This is a genomic window from Candidatus Leptofilum sp. (assembly GCF_965223525.1).
Taxonomy (GTDB): Bacteria; Chloroflexota; Anaerolineae; order Promineifilales; family Promineifilaceae; genus Leptofilum.
Window position 1 is genome coordinate 483291 of record NZ_OZ245005.1, and the last position, 17765, is coordinate 501055.

Genomic DNA, 17765 nt, shown 5'->3' on the forward strand with positions numbered 1-17765 from the left:
ACTCTGTGATCTCTGTGCCCTCTGTGGTAAATTTTGGTTGTGGCTTCGCCACTTTATGCAATACGCAATATTTTCGAAGGAGAAAAAAATGAGCCGAGACAATCTTAAAGAAGCCGTTGCCAACTATTTTGCCGCCATTCGCAACATGGATACCGATGCGTTTGTGAACGTTTTTGCCGCCGACGGCGAAAGCCACGACCCGGTCGGTGCACCGCCATTTCAGGGGCATGATGGGCTGCGGAAATTTTTCAGAGGGATTGAAGCCACATTTTCCCAACTTACCATGACAGAAACGGCCGTCTACATCAATAAAAACGAAGCGGCCGTGCATTGGCAGGCAGAGGGCATTGGCAAAAATGGCAAAACAGCCCAATTTTCTGGCATCAATCTGTTTGTCTTTAACCCGGATGGCGAAATTAGTAACCTGCGCGCCTACTGGAACCCCCGCGCAATGATGGCTCAACTAAAAGAGTAGTTAACGGCGCAGCAAAAGCGCCAGGAAGCAAAAGCTAGCCAGAACCAGCAGTAACCAGAGGCCATTTTGGTTCAAAAAGGTACGCCAGGCAGGTGTAGGCGATTCGGCGGCCAGCCATTCCACATTGAGCTCTGCCGACGACATTTCTAGCGTTTGGGTTAATCCAGCTTCGCAGCTCGCCCCTGCCAGATAAGCAGCACCCAACTGCCGCAGTGCTTGATCCCCAAACTGGGCCTGAATGTAGCGGAGCAGCGAAACGCTCTGCGCCTGTGCCAGTTCAATCGTGTTGTCATCTGCCAAAGCACCTAGACACAAGTTGAGCAAGGGCAAGGTTTGTTGGTTGGCAACGGCCGTTGCCACCAATTCATCCCCCGCAGTTAGGTTTGCGGCTAGCAGCGCCATCCCTTCCTCGTACCAAAGCGGCACGTCTGCGTCTTCGTTGCTTGCCGCCAGTTGGTACAGCCGCAGATGGGTTAGCTCATGGGGGATGGATTGGCTTAGGTCGTTGGCGGCAGTGAGGGGATTTACGGCCGTAACCAGCAGCACACCCAAATCGGGGTCAGCGTGGCCATCTTGCCAATCGCGCCCTGCCAACCGCAAGCCTGTCCGTAAATCGCCAGCAGCAGGGTAAATGTAGACGTTGAGGGGAGAAACGGCCGTTTGCGGCAAAATATCGTCCAGCAATTGGCGGCTATCGGTGACAATTTCTGCTGCCACCTGCCCCAATTCAGCATCGTTGCCCGTCCAGTGAATCGTCACATCCCCTATCGCCAGTTCGCGCCAGGTAAACCGGTTGTCTTCGTAAAAGAACGTTTCTTCGGGAACGATGATGGTGTCGCCACCGCTGGTTTGCAGCTCCCACCAAAAGCGCACTTGGGCAAAGGGCGGCAGTTCCGCCACGGTGGGGTCTATATCCACAGCGGCTTCTAGCTGGCCACCGGTTTGATTAACACGGATGGCTTCTACAGTGAACGGCCGTTCCACCTGTGCCGCCTGAATAAACAAATCTACCTGCTCAATTGGCGCAGCCATCTCACCGTGTAAGGTAAATGCAATATTTTGAGCATATTCCACAACGGCTGTGCTGATAAACGCATCGCTTTGTGCCCTGACAACAGGCTGGCCGCTCCAAAGCAGCAGCAACAAAAATAGCCCGGAAACCCAACCGACCAATCGCTTCATGTCAAAATTGTACACGGCATTAGGGTTTTGACCTATTGCAACTAGATACTGTGCTTAATTTTTCGCCATCTCAGTATTGCGTATTCCGTTAATTCTCTAAGCTACGCAATATAATCATAAATTTAAGAGGGTAATGGCGGTGGCAATGGTCAGTGGGCTTAACAGGGTAGAAAGCAAAACGATACTGGTAACGGCCGTTGGTTCCAAATCAAATTCGGTTGCCAAAATAATGGTAAACACAGCCGGGGGCATACTGGCTTCAATAATGGACGTGGAACGCCCCAAGCCAGACAATCCAATGAGGGTAGCAAGCAACAGCCCAACCAGCGGCCCCAACAGTAAGCGTAGCCCCAACGCAGGCAACGCAAAGCGCAAAGAGGCCACCGTTTTGAGATCGGCCAACTGCATTCCCAGCACCAGCAGCATCACCGGAATAGCTCCTGCGCCAGCTACCTCAATGCCACGCAGCAGCGGGACAGGCAGTGGAATCTGGAAACTGTACACAATAATGGCAAGAACGGCCGCATACACCGCCGGGAATCTTAGCAAGCGGCGCAACGCCGTCCGCCACGGCATCTTTCCCATCGAAGAAATAAAAATGCCGATGGTATACAGCATGATAGTGCTGGTGGTGTAATAAACCACGGCTCTCACCAACCCTGGATCGCCGTAGCGGAGTTGATTGAGGGTCATGCCGTAGTTGCCGCCATTGACAAACATGGTAACAACCATGAGCGCAATCGTTTGGCGACGCGGCAGCCGCAGCACCCTGCCAGCCAAGTACGCCACGCTTCCCATCAGCAGCACGTTGGACACTGCAAACAGGGCCAGGCTCGCCAGCTCATCCCCAGGCAATTGAGACCCAACCAGTGAGGAAAACACGAGACAAGGACTCAACACATTTAGCACGATGGTGGATAACGGCCGTTTGTCCACGCCAAGCCACCGCTGCAAGGCAAACCCAAACCCTGCCACCACAAAAATGGGCAGGATGTTTTGGGTTAAAACAAAAATAATGTCAGCCAAGAGGGGAGCCCTTAGAAGAGGTAATTGGGTAATTAGCAATCGGGAATAATAACTATTTACCCAATTACTTAATTACAGATTATCAATTGGATCGCCATAGGGGAAATCGGCAAAATCGAAATCGCCAGCCATCATCGCCGCCTCTTCCATGGCGGCCTCAACGACCTCAAGCAGCTCCTCGTTTTCCTCAACTTCAGAATCATCTAGCATATCAGCCAGAATGCGCTGCACTTCATCGCCACCAATTTGGCCTAAGGCGGTGACTGCGGCCGTTTGCACAGCCAAATCTTCATCATAGGCCAAAGCAGCCAACTGCGGCACAAAATCGCTGTTGCCAATGGCACCAGCAGCACGGGCAGCCTCGGCACGCATCTCTTCATACGGGCTTTCCATCTCACCCAGTATGGTGACCGTCCAACGCCGGTCGGCGGAGTTGCCCATGGCAAAAACAGCGCTTAGCTGCATCGCCTGATCGCCATTTTCATACGCTTCGGCAATGAGCGTACCAATGCGGGGATGATCTGCAGCACCCAATCCTTCTAGCAAAACACGCTGCACGGGAACGGCCGTTTCCACATTTTCATACGCCGCTAACATGGTGCCAACTAATTCTGGCAAAATTGATTCTGGTAGCTGCCCCCACTCGGCCAGTAACACATAATGCCCCAGTGAACCAGCAGCTGCTACCCGCACCTTTTCATCAGGATCAGACTTCATCATCTTTGTCAATGGGGCAATCAAATTCAGGTCGGTTGAGTCCCATAAACCATCCAGTGCCGCGATCCGCACGCCCGGCAACCTGTCTTCTAAAGCAGAGACAAAAATTGGCGAAAAATCTACCACAAAATTATCTTCACAAATATCTGCCAGATGGCGCACAATCGCTTGCCGACGCTCATCGGAAACAGAAACCCAGCTCTGCCAAAACTGCTCGGCACCCTCATCTGGCATATCAGACAGCCGGTAAAGTTGGGCAATAGGCAGCGGATCTGCTGTAAAAATCTCATTCAGCACAACCTCAATTGGCTGTTCTTCTTTATGTTCTTTTATCATATTCATTTTCACTCCAGGCAAATACAAACCGCGCAAAATAATACGAGTCAAGCGAACTCTACGGTTTGCTTGTGTAAAAGCCAACTTTGTTCTAAAACCAAGAAAAGTTTTTCGGGCTTTTACAAAGAATGCCCTTCTAATATTTAGAAGGGCAAAATCTACAGAAACAATACTGATTTGTCAATGACGTCAACGGGGATGAATGATAAAAGCATCTGACGGGTTACGATACCTTACCCTTTATCAGATGCTTTGTGGTGTGCAATTCTTACGCTTTTCGGCTAAAAGATGGGGTTCACAATATCTTGCACAATGAGCAAAACCATCAGCCCGAGCAGCACCAACATGCCCACAATGTGAACCATCCCTTCCCGCTCTGGCTCAATGCGACGACCACGCACTGCTTCGATAATCACAAACAGTATGCGACCACCATCTAATGCGGGGATGGGCAGCAAGTTGGTAAAGCCCAATGCCACGCTAATGAAAGCCACCATGTTCAAAATTGGGAACAGGTTGCTATTGGTCACTGAAACTTCTGCTGCCTGGCCTGCAATTTGGCTAATGCCAACGACGCTCACGGGGCGAGCCTCGCTGGGGGAGATTTCGCCATTGATGAGCATCGAGGGGACACTCACAGTAAGGTACACAATTTCCCACATGGAGCGACCCGACTCCACGAATGCTTCGCCTGGCCCGCGCGTGATGCGACGGCCGTCTGGATCAGCCATCAGGCCAACACCAATCGGGCCCTCTTCTATTGGATCATATTCATCCAAAGTGCGAGGAATGACGGTGAGCAAAGCGGTGCCCTCGCCACGCGCTACCAGCACTTCCACTGGCTCGCCCGCATTGGTACGCATAATGTTGGCAATAACGCCAGACGATTCAGCCCGGACGCCGTCCACTTCTAAAAACACATCCTCTGCCTGAAAACCGGCCACATCTGCGGGCGTCTCTGGCACAACCTCTGAGATGGCAACCGCAGGCATACCGATCATAAACGCAACCCAAAACACCACAAAAGCCATCAAAAAGTTTGCGCCAGCTCCGGCAAATAGCACAAACAGTCTGGCACGCTTGGAGGCAGAGGCCAAGCCGCCCTCAACGGTGGGATCATCTTCCCCAGCCGGACGTACAAAGCCACCTAGCGGTATCCAATTTAAGGTGTAGATGGTGCCATTCCGTTCAGCCAGCTTGGCGGCGCGTGGTGGAAAGCCCAGGCCAAATTCCTCAACCCGAATGTTTGACAGGCGGGCGGCAAAAAAGTGCCCCAGCTCATGCACCAGGATAATAGGGGTCAATACGATAAAAAAACCACCAAGTGACCATAAAAATGATGAAGACATATTTTCACCTATTCAGTAAAAAAATTGGTCAGGGCAATTAGCCCTGAGCCACGGGCTGCATTATACGACTGGATAAATGTGAATCGCAACCAATCTAACCACTCTCTAACGGTACAATAGCCCCGGGGTCAATGGCTAGCTGGATGGTTTGGCCGATGGGGGGGAGGGTAACGGCCGTTTCCAGTTCAAACTTCAGCCTGAGCGGTGGCTGGTGGCTGGTTTCGATAGTGATGAGCTGATAACGGCCCCGGAAGGAGTGTTGGATGAGACGGCCGTTTAGTATATTGGCTGCTTTTGTTCCAGGTTTTATCAAGCGGGCGGCTTCGGGGCGAATAAGGAAAAAGCTAGAATGGTTAATTGTTAATGGTAAATGGTTAATGGTTAACAGGTCAGTCTCTAGTCCCCAGTCTCCAATCTCCAAGACAGCCGGATTAGTCGCTATCACACGCGCCTCAAAAATATTCTCCATGCCCAAAAAGCGAGCCACGAAGAGGGTGGCGGGGCGGCGGTAGACGGTTTGGGGTGAGCCAGTTTGTTCGATACGGCCGTTATTCATCACCACCAGCTTATCTGCAATAGCAAATGCTTCGGCCTGATCGTGGGTAACGTAAACGGCCGTCATTCCCTCAGGCCGACCCAACACATTCCCGGCATCCTTCAAAATTTGGCGCAAATCCAGCATAAGCCGCTCACGCAAGGCGCGATCTAGCGCACCTAGCGGCTCATCCAGCAGGATGAGCCGGGGCGCAGGAGCTAGCGAGCGTGCCAAGGCCACCCGCTGCTGCTCCCCGCCAGACAGTTCATGAATGGGCCGCTGGCCAAAGCCAGATAAACCCACCAACTCCAAAACCTGCCCAACCCGATTTTGAATCTCTGCTGGCTGCCAATTCAGCATTAGCAAGCCAAAGGCCACGTTTTGGAAAACGTTTTTGTGCGGGAACAGAGCATATTCCTGAAACACCATGCCCAACCCGCGCTGGTGGGCTGGTTGATTGGTAATGTCTTGATCGTTGAGATGGATACGGCCGTTATCTGGCACCGTCAATCCCGCGATGATCCGTAGCAATGTCGTTTTACCACAGCCGCTCGGCCCCAGCAGCACCCCGATCTCCCCGACCTGCAAGGCAAGCTCAACCTGGTGCAAAACCTGCTTTTTTCCATAAGATTTTTCGACATTTGCGCAGCGCAATACCATGCACGCAACTTTACCCCGTTTGGCGTGCGTGCCAAGAATTTGAACGGGATTGTGCTAGAATTAGGCTGCATCATTTGGATGATATGGCAAGAGGGAAATTATGAAAATCGCAAAAATCATCTCGTTTTTAGGCGTAGTGGCCATGAGTGCAGCCATTGGCTACGCTTTTGCCGTCGGCGATTTTGGTGGCGAAGGCAGCCAACTGCTGGCAATGCCCTGGGGGATTGTTTCATTAGTGGATTTGTACGTCGGCTTCTCCCTCTTTGCTCTGTGGATTTTCTACCGTGAATCAAACAAGTTAACTGCTACCGCGTGGATCGTGTTGCTGATGGTGCTGGGCTTTTTCACTGGCAGCCTCTATGTGCTTTTGGCGTTGTTCAGAAGCGAAGGGGATTGGGATCGATTTTGGCACGGCCGTTCCACCTAAAGGGAATAAGTAGATGAGCAAAATAGTCAGGGCAAGTTTATGGGGTACGGCCGTCTTTTTTACCTACAGTCCATCGGCCTAATGGCTGAACTCGGCCCCGGCTACCTGTACGACCCACAAGACAACCCGGAAGAAGTCTGCTTCCAAAGCACACGCATCGTCGAAAACTGGTACGATTGCAGCTTGAAATAAAAAAAAGAGCACAATTTTCACCCTTCAGACGGACACGAAACCATGAAATTAGAATATCTGATAATAGTTAAGCAAGCCGACACATTTTGCAATTCTAAGAAAGCCTTTTTGAATTTTCTTGGGGTTGATTCTAGCATAAAAATATCTGGTAAAAATATTCGATTCCATAACTTACAAAAAAACTTTGTAATTAATGCAGAACTATATGTCACAACAGGACTAATACCTGCAAAGAAAGAAAGGTATTTTCACCTAACACTAGTCTCAGACCAAGAGAATGTAGAGCAAGAATTTACAGATTTAGCCTTAACATTAAAAAGTATTGCTTCAAAAATCAAACCTGGATTAACTCGCATAGATACGCTTTGGAACGACGTTGGAAGAAACTATGCAATTCAAGCCTACCCACTCATCTATGAAATAGAAAACTTGATGCGAAAGTTAATTTCAAAGTTTATGCTTATTAATGTAGGAATGGATTGGTCGCAAGAAACTATACACAGCGATATTCTAGCAAAAATTGAAAACCGACACGGAAAACAGAATTCATATCTAGATATTTTGCATAAAACAGACTTCATACATTTGTCAGACGTTCTATTTAGAAAATACAGAACCCTTGCTCTAAATGATCTCGATAGAATATTGCAAAAGGAAGAATCCTCAACAGAAACCTTCGAAAAAATCAAGAAAATATTACCTAAGTCAAACTGGGAAAGGCACTTCTCAAAGATAATAGATTATGAGGAAGAAAAACTAAAAACGAAGTGGCAACTGTTATACGAATTACGCAACGATATTGCTCACAACAGATATATTGACCATTCTGATTTCGCAAAAATTAAAGGTCTTGCAACAGAAATAAAGCAAGTATTGATAGAAACTATAAATAAATTAGATAAAATCGACTTAACCGCTGATGAGAAGGAAAACATCATTTCCTCGTATGAACCAAACTCTTTATCTGCACAAAACATCCTTGCGGAATCATCCGTTACAGATTGGTATATAAATAATTACGAACCTGTATCCCTAGAACCCTCATCACACCCTATGGATCACTTTGATCTTCTCATTGAGTCAGATGCTAGTAAAATTGCTGTTGAAATTAAGCACGTTTTCCCTAAGCAAGTAAACAAAATGCTCAATCTGATTAGAAATAGATACATTGGGCGAGCAAACAAAATGCTCAATGAAAGCGTTGTTTCAGAATTTCATGTTGTATTGGTTATCAGAAATTTAGAATTCATAAATGAGGAAAATACGAAAAATATTCTTTGGCACATTGCAGATTTGCAGCGTACGGTCAATTCCCAGATCAAAATAATTCCTGGATTTATCAATGATGAAAACAGGTTCACGCCCCTTCAATATTGATATGCGTATTATAGTCTTCTGATTATTTTGTCAAATTCGCCAACGGCCGTTTGGCTGTTATAATTGCCCTTCGGTTTTCAAAAGAATAGCGAGAAATAGGAGCAAGGTTGGTAGACCCCGGCACGGTGGCTTACCAACCTTTCATGCGTATGAAATTATCGGTGATTATTTGTTGCTACAACGAGATTGCAACGATTCAAGATGTCATTGCCCGCACCCAGGCGGTGGATTTGGGCAATGGCTGGACGCGCGAAATTATCGTCGTGGACAACTTTTCCACAGACGGCACCCGTGAACTGCTGCAAAAAATTGATGATCCAGAAATCAAGGTCATTTACCATGAGCGCAACATGGGCAAGGGAATGTCCATTCGCACCGGCATCAACAACATCACGGGTGATTACCTGATCATCCAGGACGCTGACAAAGAGTACGATCCCGCAGAGCATCCCAAATTTTGCCGAAAGGTAGAAGAGACAGGGGCAACGGCCGTTTACGGTTCCCGCATTTTGGGCGGGGATGTCAAATACGAATATGCCCATGCCTACCTCGGGGTTCGCGTTTGGACGTTCGTGACTAACCTACTTTTTGGCAGCAAGCTCACCGACGTCGGCACCGGCACCAAGATGGTCAAAGCTGATGTTGCTAAATCGCTCCACCTAACGCTTACTGGCTTCAACCTGGAGTTTGAGCTAACCAACAAAGTGCTACTCAGCGGCCACGAAATCGTCGAAGTGCCCATCAACTACGATCCGCGCACCTACGCCGAAGGCAAAAAAATCACCATCGCCGATGGCTTCAAAATCATCATGACCATGCTGCGCGACCGCCTAAAACTCAGCCCCATATTAAAAAAGGCCACAGAGAACACAGAGTCTGAAGAGAAATATAGACAGCAGTCTGCGTAATTTAGAAACCAAATTAAAAGTGAAATGTAGCTAGAAATGAAAATTGTTGTAACCGGCTCCATTGCCTACGATTATCTCATGTCCTTCCCCGGCAAGTTCACCGACTCGCTGGTGGCCGATCAGCTTCACACCGTTAGCCTCAGCTTTTTGGTAGATTCACTCAACCGACAGCGGGGCGGCACGGCCCCCAACATTGCCTACACGCTGGCTTTGCTAGGCGGCAATCCCACCGTCATGGCCACCGCTGGGCAAGATTTTGGCGACTACCGCACCTGGCTAGAAAGTCACGGCGTAGACACCGGTGCCATTGTCGAAATTGAAGACGATTTTTGCGCCTCCTTTTTTGTGAACACAGACCAAGCTCAAAACCAGATCGCCAGTTTTTACACGGGCGCGATGGCGCACGCCGGGCGTCTCAGCTTTGCCAAGCACGCCGCTGATGCTGACCTGGCCATTATTTCTCCCAACGCGCCAGACGCAATGGGCAATTACGCCGCCGAATGCCGCCAGTTAGGTATCCCCTTCATTTATGATCCCAGCCAGCAAGCCGCCCGTTTTAGTGGCGACGAGCTACTTCACGGATTGGAAGGGGCGCACATGCTCACAGTCAATGAGTATGAACATCAACTCATCCAGGAAAAAACTGGCTTAAATGAAGACCAGATTTTGCAAAAGGTGGGCATTCTGCTGGTTACGCTGGCTAGTGAAGGGGCGCGATTAGTAATTGATGGTGAAGAAATTCGCGTTCCGGCCGTGCCGCCTGAAGCTATCACCGATCCGACAGGCGCGGGTGATGCCTTCCGGGCTGGCTTGATGCGTGGAATGCAGCTTGGGCTGCCCTGGGAAGTGGCGGGGCGCATGGGCTCCCTGGCAGCCACCTACGTTTTGGAACAGATGGGACCACAAAACCATCATTACACCCCTCAAGATTTTATGGCTCGTTTTCGGCAGCATTTTGATGATGACGGGGTGTTGGATGTTTTATTAGTTGATTAATTTACCCTCACCCTAGCCTACGAGGGAACTGGCTCCCTCTCCCTCGTAGGGAGAGGGCTGGGGGGAGGGTCATTTTTTGCAAGGAGACTTTTTCTAATGGAATTTGATATTAAAAATCCTGATCTTGCCCCCGGTGGGCGATTGCGGATTGAGTGGGCATCGCAGGAGATGCCGGTTTTGCAGGGTGTGTATGATGAGTTTGAGAGTGAACGGCCGTTCACAGGACTACGAATCAGCGGTTGTATGCACGTTACCACTGAGACTGCTAATTTGGTAGTGGCACTGCAAGCAGGTGGCGCAGACGTGATGCTGTGCGCCAGCAATCCACTCTCAACTCAAGATGACGTGGCCGCTTCGCTCGTTTCTCATTACGAAATCCCCGTTTTTGCCATTAAGGGCGAGGACAATGAAACGTACCACAAACATATTCAGGCGGTGCTAGACCATAAGCCAAACATCATCATGGATGACGGCTCTGACGTCACCAGCACCATACATAAAGAGCGCCGCGATGTGATGAGCCATGTCATTGGCGGTACGGAAGAGACCACTACGGGCATCATCCGCCTGCGGGCGATGGCCGCTGACGGTGCACTGGAATTCCCCATGATGGCCGTAAATGATGCCCAAACCAAGCATCTTTTTGATAATCGCTACGGCACAGGGCAATCCACCATGGATGGTGTGGTGCGTGCCACCAATTACCTCATCGCCGGCAAAACAGTTGTCGTGGCTGGTTACGGCTGGTGCAGCCGGGGCATTGCTATGCGCGCAAGTGGCTTGGGCGGTAATGTCATCGTAACGGAAGTTGATCCGCTGAAGGCACTGGAAGCGGTCATGGACGGCTTCCGCGTCATGCCGATGCTGGAGGCTGCCCCTATTGGCGACATTTTTGTGAGCGCGACGGGCAATATCCATGTCTTTGATCGGCATCATTTTGAAGCAATGAAAGATGGTGCCTTGCTGGCCAACTCTGGCCACTTTGATGTAGAGGTAAACAAGGAAGCACTGCTCGACATGGCAACCGGTGAACCAAAGCGGGTACGGCCGTTTGTAGACCAATATGTTATGAAAGACGGCCGTAAGCTCAACCTGCTGGGTGAAGGCCGCCTCATCAACCTGGCTGCTGCCGAAGGGCATCCCGCCTCAGTCATGGACATGAGCTTTGCTGGGCAAGCTCTCAGCGCTAAATATTTGGTAGACAACAAGGGTAATCTGGAAAACAAAGTATATACCGTCCCCGAAGAGGTAGACCAACGCATTGCCAGCCTCAAACTGCAAGCGATGGGTGTGAACATAGACACCCTCACGGAACGCCAGACACGGTACCTGAACTCCTGGCAAGAAGGCACATAACGGTTTTCAGGTGAATAAGTGATCAGGTTTTCAGGTTGAAAATTCACTTGAAAACCTGATCACCTGAAAACCTAAACAGTTCTTCAATGAATCTCCCCCCTCTCGACCAACTCGCGCAAAACCGTACCGGGCTGGTTAAAGCCGCTCGTATTTACTCCAATGTGGTCAGTCCGCCGGTGATGTTTGCCGTGGTGGGGCTGGCTTTTGGTTTGTATGCGCTACCTAGCTGGATCGGTTTTTTCTGGGCGGCCGTTTACGGCCTGCTTGTTTCCCTGGCACCGATTTTGGTGGTGCTCTTTTTGCTTAAAACGGGTCGCATCGCCGAACTACACATGAGCAACACCCGCGAGCGCAACATTCCATATATTTCTGCCATCTTGTTTGCAGCAATCGCCTACGGCCTCATCGCTGGGTTTGACGGGCCGGAGCTGTTGCGTTGCTTAGCACTGTTCAACGTTATCGAGCTGTCGGCTTTGGCACTCATTAACCATTTTTGGCTGATTAGTTTGCACGCAACTGGGGCAATGGCAACGGCCGTTTTGCTTTGGCTTGTGTTTGGCTCGCAGGCAGGACTAATTGTAGGGATTCCGCTAGTTGGCACGGTTTGTTGGGTGCGCCTCTTCCTCAAGCGGCATACGGTGGCGCAAGTCATTGCGGGGCTGGTGCTAGGGGCAGCCGTGGTTCTTAGCCTCACACCCTTTGGCTGCTTTATTTCTTAATCGGCCTATCCTGCCAACTGCGAATCACGCTCACGGCGGCGCAACATTTTATCAATGAGCGTCTCAGACACACCGGGCTGGCCGTAGGGGCAAACGGCCAAACAGATACCGCAGCCCATATTCTCATTAAAGTACGGCACGCATTTATCAAAATCCACATACCACTTTAATTCACCCCGCACCCACTGCTTCTCGTTAAAGATTGCGCCCGGCGGGCAGGCCTTTGTGCAAAGCTGGCAAAGTTTGCAAAAATCATCTACGGCAATATCAACTGGCTCATCTACAATCAGCGGCAGGTCGGTGAGCACGTAGGCCATACGAAACATTGGCCCAAATTCCGCATGAATGAGGGAGCCATGCTTGCCAAGCTGCCCCATGCCGCCGCGTTGCGCTGCATGAACGATGTTGAGCGGCGTCCCCATCGGCGTGCCAAAACCGCGCGCATCGTAGCCCTGTTCACGCAGCCAATTGGCCAGCTTCTTGGCCTTGACGTTGCCCTGTAAATAAACCTGCATGGCTTCTAAAAGGCTGGGGCGGAATTTACGCTCAGTGCTTTTATGAATCTTCTCATAGCGCATTTGGCTTGCCAAAATGATGGCATATTTTTCAGGAATGGTGTCGCGGTCAAAGATTAAATCTTCCGTTATGCGGACAACACGAACATCGCTCACGCCTAGCGCTTCGGCTTTTTGGCGAATGCGCTCTGTCCACTCATGCGGTGTGCCCGGCACTGGCTTGGCAGCAATGGGTACTGGTTCACGAGCATCCAGGATATTGCTCTTGATGAAACACATAAAGGCGGGCATATACAAGGCAATACGGCCGTAAAACGCTTCTTGCACCCACCGCCAGGGATGCCACCAATCTTGCCGATGGTAAACAGGTGTCGGCCGTCGTTTTTCTTTTTCCCCCAGCCCATTAATCTCATTGCCAGTAATGGCCGGCTTCATCCGCCGATGCCACCATGAGGGTGCATAACCATCCTCTGTTTCCTTGCCCCAAATGATTCCCATGATTTTTACCTCTTTCCATTATCAGAATTAGTTCTGTAGAAAAGAAAAATTTCCTCTATTTCAACTTCGATTTGAGAAGGTGATGTCCCAGAAAACCTTTGCTCACGTCCAAAAAAACAATTCCACCGTTTGTCAGCACATGATGTTAAGATATATTTAGCAAGTTCATAAATAGTAATTGAAGACATATGATTAGTATACAAAAAATATAGTCTCCTCAAAGGGACATGAACATGAAAGTTGCCATTTTGAATGCAATCGATCCTGCCAAAAGCCAGGTAAATTGGGGCGGCTCGCCCATTGATGCTTATATTCGCTTCTTGCAAAATGCCCCCGATGATTTTGCTTTTACTGGCTACACCGTCGCCCTAAATCAGTTCCCAGCCGACCCCGATTTGTACGATGGGTACGTCATCACCGGCAGCCCTAGCGGTGCATATGAAACCGATCCATGGATATTGACGTTGATGACCTTCATTCGCCAATGCTACCATTTGGGCAAGAAGTTAGTAGGTATCTGCTTTGGGCACCAGATCATCGCTCAGGCACTGGGTGGACACGTAGAAAAATCAGCCAAAGGATGGGGTTTGGGGCTAAAACCGTTTGCCGTGAACAGCAGCAAACCGTGGATGACAGAGCCGTCGCCCCACTGTTCGCTATACTTTGTGCATCAGGATCAGGTGATTGATTTACCACCGGGAGCAGAGCAATTGGCTGGTAATGATTTTTGCCCCAATGTGATGTACGCCATCGGCGAGCAGGTGCTCGGTGTGCAGGGGCATCCCGAATTTACGCCGGAAATTATGGAAGGCATATTGGCCAGCCGCAACGAGATGGAGAACTCTGAGGTATACGAAACGGCCGTTGCTTCGGTAGCAAACGGCCGTCCCGATAACCAACTTTTTGCTCAATGGATTGTAAACTTCCTCCAGGAGTAAGATTTTATGTTTGAACAAGATCGGGTGCTGGGACGATTGCAGCAGCGGGTGATGAGTGAAAGTGATATTGTGGCCTGCTTTTTGTCAGGGTCTTACGGCCGTCGCACAAACGATCCCTACTCTGACATGGATGTGGCCCTCGTGTTTGCTGATGAAGCCGCTCGCGAACGCGCCTGGCGGCAGCGGCGCGACTTTGTTCAGTCGGTAATGCAGTACGTGCCTGCCAAGTCGTTTGATGGGGAGCATGTACGGCCGTACTTTCACATCGCCCTCTACAGCAACGGCACCAAAGCCGACTACCGCTACGAACTACAAACTGAACTGCGACCTAACCCGTGGGACCGCGATATTCGCATCCTCAAAGATCAAGATGGCTGGGCGGAGCAGTTCCAGGCCAACTGTGGTCGCGCTTTGATGCCACAGCCCCGCCTCACCGCTGCCGAGCTGGCTACGCTAGACGAACGATTCTGGGTGATGCTGTGGGACTCATTCCGGCTGCTGCTGCGCGGTGATAACGATAAGCCGTTCACCATTTATCTAGAACTGCTGCATTTTACCCTGCCGCCTTTGCTCCATGTGCTGCCACCGGAAGACCCAGCCCGCGCCCCGCTGCTGCATGCCCAATTTAACCAGGACACGCAGGGAACGGCCGTTCACCTTGCCAACCTGCTCCAAGCATATTTGAATGCCCGCACGGCCGTCGTCGAACGCCTGCACCTAGATTTTTCACCCGACACGCGATTTGAAACGGCCGTGCAAAACCTAATCAGAAGCAAATTTTAAAGAGGCTGGAGATTCCGAGACTGGAAATTAGAACTCCTCCAGTCTCCAATCTCTAGTATCCAATCTCCTCATGACGCTAATCCTCTCCTCCCAAGACCAGGCCATGCTCTACGGCCATTTTGGTGACGCCACCAAAATGGCTATGCGAATTTTAACCACAATGGCCAACGTCTACGGTGCAACTAAACTGCTTGATATTGAATCGGCACACATTGACGGTTGTCTGTATCACGGGCAATCCGGGTTAGATTTTGCCGAGCGGCTGGTAGCTGGCGGCGCACAGGTGCGCGTACCCACCACCCTCAACGTTGGCGCAATTGACCTAATGCACCCAGAGCAATTCCAGGGCAGCGCTGATTTAGCCAGCCGTGCTAGCCGACTAATGGCAGCGTACCAGCAGATGGGCTGCGCGCCAATTTGGACCTGCGCTCCGTACCAGACTATGCACCGTCCCACCTTTGGCACACAAATCGCCTGGGCCGAGAGCAACGCTATCGTTTTTGCCAACTCCGTGCTTGGTGCACGCACCAATCGGTACGGCGACTTCATTGACATTTGCGCCGCGCTTACGGGTCGTGCACCCGCTGTTGGCCTGCATCTGCCGCAGAACCGGCGCGGCCAAGTTGTATTTTACCTGGATAGCATTCCCAAGAAATTGCTACACGAAGATGTATTTTTCCCAGTGCTGGGCTACTACATCGGGGCCAATAGCCAGAATCAGATTCCGGTGCTTGTGGGCTTACCGCCAGAAACGACTGAGGATCAGCTAAAGGCGCTGGGGGCGGCGGCAGCCTCTTCTGGCGCGGTGGCCTTGTTCCACGCGGTGGGCATCACGCCAGAAGCCCGCACCCTGGCTGAAGCCCTGCATCATCAGCCACCCACAGCGGAACGCACCGTGACGATGGCTGAGGTTCGGGCAACGCTGGGAAAATTGGCGACGGTTGCGGACGGCCGCATCCAAGTTGTCGCTCTCGGCAGCCCCCACTTCTCGCTACACGAATTTGAGAAGCTATTGCCACTCATCGAACAGCATCCGCCCCATCCCAATGTGGATTTCATTGTGTGTACCAACCGACTGGCGCTGGGGGCTATGCAACAGCGGGGCTGGCTGGCGCAGCTACACGCCGCTGGCGTGCGCGTGATTGTAGACACTTGTGTGGTGGTTACGCCCATCGTGCGCCAGCATGGCGTGCTGATGACTAATTCTGGCAAGTTTGCCCATTACTCCCCGGGCAACATTGGCCTGGAGGTGGTGTTTGGCAGCCTGGAAGAGTGTGTTCGTTCGGCAGCACAAGGCACGGTGTGGCGGGATGAATCGTTGTGGATAAATAAAGAGAGTGGAGATTAGAGATTGGAAATTGGGCAAAAGTTTCAGGCGACGGTTTTGGTGGCGGGTACGGCCGTTGGCGAGGCGTTGGTTCTAACAGAGCCGCTCAGTTTGTGGGGTGGCTTAAACCCGGAAACGGGGGAAATTATTGACAAGCGACACCCCCAAGTGGGGCAAATTGTCACAGAGCGGGTGCTGGTTTTGCCCGCTGGCCGCGGGTCTAGCAGTGCCAGCAGCATCTTGCTGGAAGCAGTAAAGCAGCAAACTACCCCCGCAGCCATCATCACCGCAGAGGTGGATGGCATTTTGGCCTTGGGTGCAGCCGTTGCCCGTGAAATGTACGACCAATCGCCGCCCGTGCTGGTTTTGGCGAGTCATGATTACGCCCAAATTCAGACGGGTCAGCAGGTAAGCGTGGAAGCTGATGGGCTCGTCACGCGTAAGCTTTAGCCATCTGAATTGAGCGTGGCAGCCAGCGCTTTGGCCTCATCTAGCCAATCCTGAATGTTTACCGATTGCCAGTTGCGCTTTTTGATGATACTGGCCACCTGCTCCGGGTCACAGTCGGCCAAATCGGCAAAGGTTTGGATGCCAAACTCATTAAGGCGTCGGGCGTAGGTGGGGCCAATGCCTCGGATGAGCTGTAGCTGGTTTTTGCCGCTATAGCTCATTTTAGTCTGCACGTCATCCATCTTGGTTTGCAGGTTTTGTAAATTGGAATCGGCCGTTTCCAAATTTGCCTCAGCTTCAGACAGTTTATCACGCAGCAAATCCATCTCAACAAGTCGCTGCTGCAAATTGGCCAGGTGTGCGCTTTGCTCAACGGCCGTCTGTTCCGCTTGCTCAAGTTCCCCCAGGGCTGCATCTTTTTGGCTTTCAACGGCCGTTAGCTGCGCTTCAACCGCTACAATTTTTTGTTCCAAATCGCTCGATTTGGCTTCAGCCACAGTTAAATCATTTGTCAGGGCTTCGGCTTTTTCTTCCAGCAGGGCAACTTCGCCCTGTAGCAGCTGCAGGTCGGTGGCAAGCTGGCTGTTTTCGGCAACGGCCGTTGCCAACTGCTCCTCCGTAGCAAGATGTAAACTATCTAGCTCTTCCAGCCGCTCCTGCGCTTCTTGTGCATTTTCTTTGAGTGCTTCGGTGGTTTGGATGGTGGTTTGTAGCTGGCTGCGGCTGGCTTCAATCTCTTGCAGCTGCCGAGCGATGGTTTCTTCGAGCTGAGTACGTTCAGCAACGGCCGTTTCCATGTCAGCCTGGGTCAATTGCACCTTTTGTACCATCGCCTGCTGCTGAATCTGCGCTTTTTGCAGCCCAGCATGTGCCTGCTGCTTTTCAGCATTCGCCTCCTGGATGCGCCGCACCAGCGTCTGGTTGTCAATCAGCAACGCCACCAGCACGCCGATGATAAAGCCAACAACGAGTGCCAGAATCAGTTCAAAAGACATAGAT

19 protein-coding genes are annotated in these 17765 nt (G+C 51.0%); 12 read left to right on the top strand and 7 right to left on the bottom strand.

The annotated features are described in order from the left end of the window. Window positions 1-88 precede the first annotated feature (88 nt). Complete coding sequence (locus tag ACOQPM_RS19160; protein ID WP_420631867.1) at window positions 89-475, top strand: nuclear transport factor 2 family protein; 387 nt, start codon at window positions 89-91, stop codon at window positions 473-475. Here ACOQPM_RS19160 and ACOQPM_RS19165 read toward each other — a convergent pair whose 3' ends face one another. From ACOQPM_RS19165 to ACOQPM_RS19185, 5 genes are all read right to left on the bottom strand, one after another. Next, a complete protein-coding gene (locus ACOQPM_RS19165) occupies window positions 476-1657 on the bottom strand; it encodes a peptidase MA family metallohydrolase (protein WP_420631868.1) in 1182 nt (393 codons plus the stop codon). It abuts the gene before it with no gap. Window positions 1658-1771: 114 nt separating this feature from the next. Beyond that, the gene (locus tag ACOQPM_RS19170; protein ID WP_420631869.1) at window positions 1772-2683 is read right to left on the bottom strand and encodes an AEC family transporter; all 912 of its coding nucleotides are present in this window, start codon (window positions 2681-2683) and stop codon (window positions 1772-1774) included. A 72-nt stretch (window positions 2684-2755) separates the two neighbouring features. After that, window positions 2756-3742 (bottom strand): HEAT repeat domain-containing protein, encoded by a 987-nt coding sequence (locus ACOQPM_RS19175; protein ID WP_420631870.1) that lies wholly within the window; start codon window positions 3740-3742, stop codon window positions 2756-2758. A gap of 275 nt (window positions 3743-4017) precedes the next feature. Then, window positions 4018-5085, bottom strand: a complete 1068-nt coding sequence (locus ACOQPM_RS19180) for a M50 family metallopeptidase (protein ID WP_420631871.1) — start codon at window positions 5083-5085, stop codon at window positions 4018-4020. Window positions 5086-5179: 94 nt separating this feature from the next. Beyond that, window positions 5180-6229, bottom strand: coding sequence for an ABC transporter ATP-binding protein (locus ACOQPM_RS19185; RefSeq protein WP_420631872.1), 1050 nt, complete (start codon window positions 6227-6229; stop codon window positions 5180-5182). A 151-nt stretch (window positions 6230-6380) separates the two neighbouring features. Between ACOQPM_RS19185 and ACOQPM_RS19190 the strand changes: the two genes are divergently transcribed. The 7 genes from ACOQPM_RS19190 (at window position 6381) to ACOQPM_RS19220 (ending at window position 12255) form a co-directional block, all read left to right on the top strand. After that, a complete protein-coding gene (locus ACOQPM_RS19190) occupies window positions 6381-6707 on the top strand; it encodes a DUF1475 family protein (protein WP_420631873.1) in 327 nt (108 codons plus the stop codon). Between the two features lie 39 nt (window positions 6708-6746). Beyond that, on the top strand, window positions 6747-6899 hold the full coding sequence (locus ACOQPM_RS19195) for a hypothetical protein (RefSeq protein ID WP_420631874.1): 153 nt from the start codon (window positions 6747-6749) through the stop codon (window positions 6897-6899). A gap of 42 nt (window positions 6900-6941) precedes the next feature. After that, on the top strand, window positions 6942-8276 hold the full coding sequence (locus ACOQPM_RS19200) for a hypothetical protein (protein ID WP_420631875.1): 1335 nt from the start codon (window positions 6942-6944) through the stop codon (window positions 8274-8276). A 107-nt stretch (window positions 8277-8383) separates the two neighbouring features. After that, window positions 8384-9184 carry a glycosyltransferase family 2 protein gene (locus ACOQPM_RS19205; protein ID WP_420631876.1) on the top strand — a complete coding sequence of 267 codons (801 nt, stop codon included), beginning with the start codon at window positions 8384-8386 and terminating at the stop codon, window positions 9182-9184. Between the two features lie 36 nt (window positions 9185-9220). Then, window positions 9221-10180 carry a carbohydrate kinase family protein gene (locus tag ACOQPM_RS19210; RefSeq protein WP_420631877.1) on the top strand — a complete coding sequence of 320 codons (960 nt, stop codon included), beginning with the start codon at window positions 9221-9223 and terminating at the stop codon, window positions 10178-10180. Window positions 10181-10276: 96 nt separating this feature from the next. Continuing rightward, a complete protein-coding gene (gene ahcY / locus ACOQPM_RS19215; protein WP_420631878.1) occupies window positions 10277-11536 on the top strand; it encodes an adenosylhomocysteinase in 1260 nt (419 codons plus the stop codon). A gap of 86 nt (window positions 11537-11622) precedes the next feature. Continuing rightward, complete coding sequence (locus tag ACOQPM_RS19220) at window positions 11623-12255, top strand: phosphatase PAP2 family protein (RefSeq protein ID WP_420631879.1); 633 nt, start codon at window positions 11623-11625, stop codon at window positions 12253-12255. A 5-nt stretch (window positions 12256-12260) separates the two neighbouring features. On the opposite strand, the gene ACOQPM_RS19225 is transcribed toward ACOQPM_RS19220, so the two are convergent. Beyond that, on the bottom strand, window positions 12261-13268 hold the full coding sequence (locus ACOQPM_RS19225) for a 4Fe-4S dicluster domain-containing protein (protein WP_420631880.1): 1008 nt from the start codon (window positions 13266-13268) through the stop codon (window positions 12261-12263). Window positions 13269-13501: 233 nt separating this feature from the next. On the opposite strand from ACOQPM_RS19225, the gene ACOQPM_RS19230 reads away from it, so the two are divergent. From ACOQPM_RS19230 to ACOQPM_RS19245, 4 genes are all read left to right on the top strand, one after another. Next, the gene (locus ACOQPM_RS19230; RefSeq protein WP_420631881.1) at window positions 13502-14206 is read left to right on the top strand and encodes a glutamine amidotransferase-related protein; all 705 of its coding nucleotides are present in this window, start codon (window positions 13502-13504) and stop codon (window positions 14204-14206) included. Window positions 14207-14212: 6 nt separating this feature from the next. After that, window positions 14213-14989 (top strand): nucleotidyltransferase domain-containing protein, encoded by a 777-nt coding sequence (locus tag ACOQPM_RS19235; RefSeq protein ID WP_420631882.1) that lies wholly within the window; start codon window positions 14213-14215, stop codon window positions 14987-14989. A gap of 70 nt (window positions 14990-15059) precedes the next feature. Further along, on the top strand, window positions 15060-16337 hold the full coding sequence (locus ACOQPM_RS19240) for an aconitase X (protein WP_420631883.1): 1278 nt from the start codon (window positions 15060-15062) through the stop codon (window positions 16335-16337). Window positions 16338-16340: 3 nt separating this feature from the next. Next, the gene (locus tag ACOQPM_RS19245) at window positions 16341-16766 is read left to right on the top strand and encodes an aconitase X swivel domain-containing protein (RefSeq protein ID WP_420631884.1); all 426 of its coding nucleotides are present in this window, start codon (window positions 16341-16343) and stop codon (window positions 16764-16766) included. On the opposite strand, the gene ACOQPM_RS19250 is transcribed toward ACOQPM_RS19245, so the two are convergent. Further along, window positions 16763-17761: a helix-hairpin-helix domain-containing protein gene (locus tag ACOQPM_RS19250; RefSeq protein ID WP_420631885.1), complete on the bottom strand. Its 999-nt coding sequence runs from the start codon at window positions 17759-17761 to the stop codon at window positions 16763-16765. The two genes, ACOQPM_RS19245 and ACOQPM_RS19250, sit on opposite strands and share 4 nt — an antisense overlap. Between the last annotated feature and the right edge of the window lie 4 nt (window positions 17762-17765).

Excerpts from the sequence above, each read along its gene's own strand:
- ACOQPM_RS19175 (WP_420631870.1), bottom strand. The coding sequence starts at position 3,742 with ATGAATATGATAAAAGAACATAAAGAAGAACAGCCAATTGAGGTTGTG.
- ACOQPM_RS19190 (WP_420631873.1), top strand. The coding sequence starts at position 6,381 with ATGAAAATCGCAAAAATCATCTCGTTTTTAGGCGTAGTGGCCATGAGT.
- ACOQPM_RS19180 (WP_420631871.1), bottom strand. The coding sequence starts at position 5,085 with ATGTCTTCATCATTTTTATGGTCACTTGGTGGTTTTTTTATCGTATTG.
- ACOQPM_RS19225 (WP_420631880.1), bottom strand. The coding sequence starts at position 13,268 with ATGGGAATCATTTGGGGCAAGGAAACAGAGGATGGTTATGCACCCTCA.
- ACOQPM_RS19165 (WP_420631868.1), bottom strand. The coding sequence starts at position 1,657 with ATGAAGCGATTGGTCGGTTGGGTTTCCGGGCTATTTTTGTTGCTGCTG.
- ACOQPM_RS19235 (WP_420631882.1), top strand. The coding sequence starts at position 14,213 with ATGTTTGAACAAGATCGGGTGCTGGGACGATTGCAGCAGCGGGTGATG.
- ACOQPM_RS19210 (WP_420631877.1), top strand. The coding sequence starts at position 9,221 with ATGAAAATTGTTGTAACCGGCTCCATTGCCTACGATTATCTCATGTCC.
- ACOQPM_RS19250 (WP_420631885.1), bottom strand. The coding sequence starts at position 17,761 with ATGTCTTTTGAACTGATTCTGGCACTCGTTGTTGGCTTTATCATCGGC.
- ACOQPM_RS19220 (WP_420631879.1), top strand. The coding sequence starts at position 11,623 with ATGAATCTCCCCCCTCTCGACCAACTCGCGCAAAACCGTACCGGGCTG.
- ACOQPM_RS19200 (WP_420631875.1), top strand. The coding sequence starts at position 6,942 with ATGAAATTAGAATATCTGATAATAGTTAAGCAAGCCGACACATTTTGC.
- ACOQPM_RS19240 (WP_420631883.1), top strand. The coding sequence starts at position 15,060 with ATGACGCTAATCCTCTCCTCCCAAGACCAGGCCATGCTCTACGGCCAT.
- ACOQPM_RS19160 (WP_420631867.1), top strand. The coding sequence starts at position 89 with ATGAGCCGAGACAATCTTAAAGAAGCCGTTGCCAACTATTTTGCCGCC.
- ahcY (WP_420631878.1), top strand. The coding sequence starts at position 10,277 with ATGGAATTTGATATTAAAAATCCTGATCTTGCCCCCGGTGGGCGATTG.
- ACOQPM_RS19195 (WP_420631874.1), top strand. The coding sequence starts at position 6,747 with ATGGGGTACGGCCGTCTTTTTTACCTACAGTCCATCGGCCTAATGGCT.
- ACOQPM_RS19230 (WP_420631881.1), top strand. The coding sequence starts at position 13,502 with ATGAAAGTTGCCATTTTGAATGCAATCGATCCTGCCAAAAGCCAGGTA.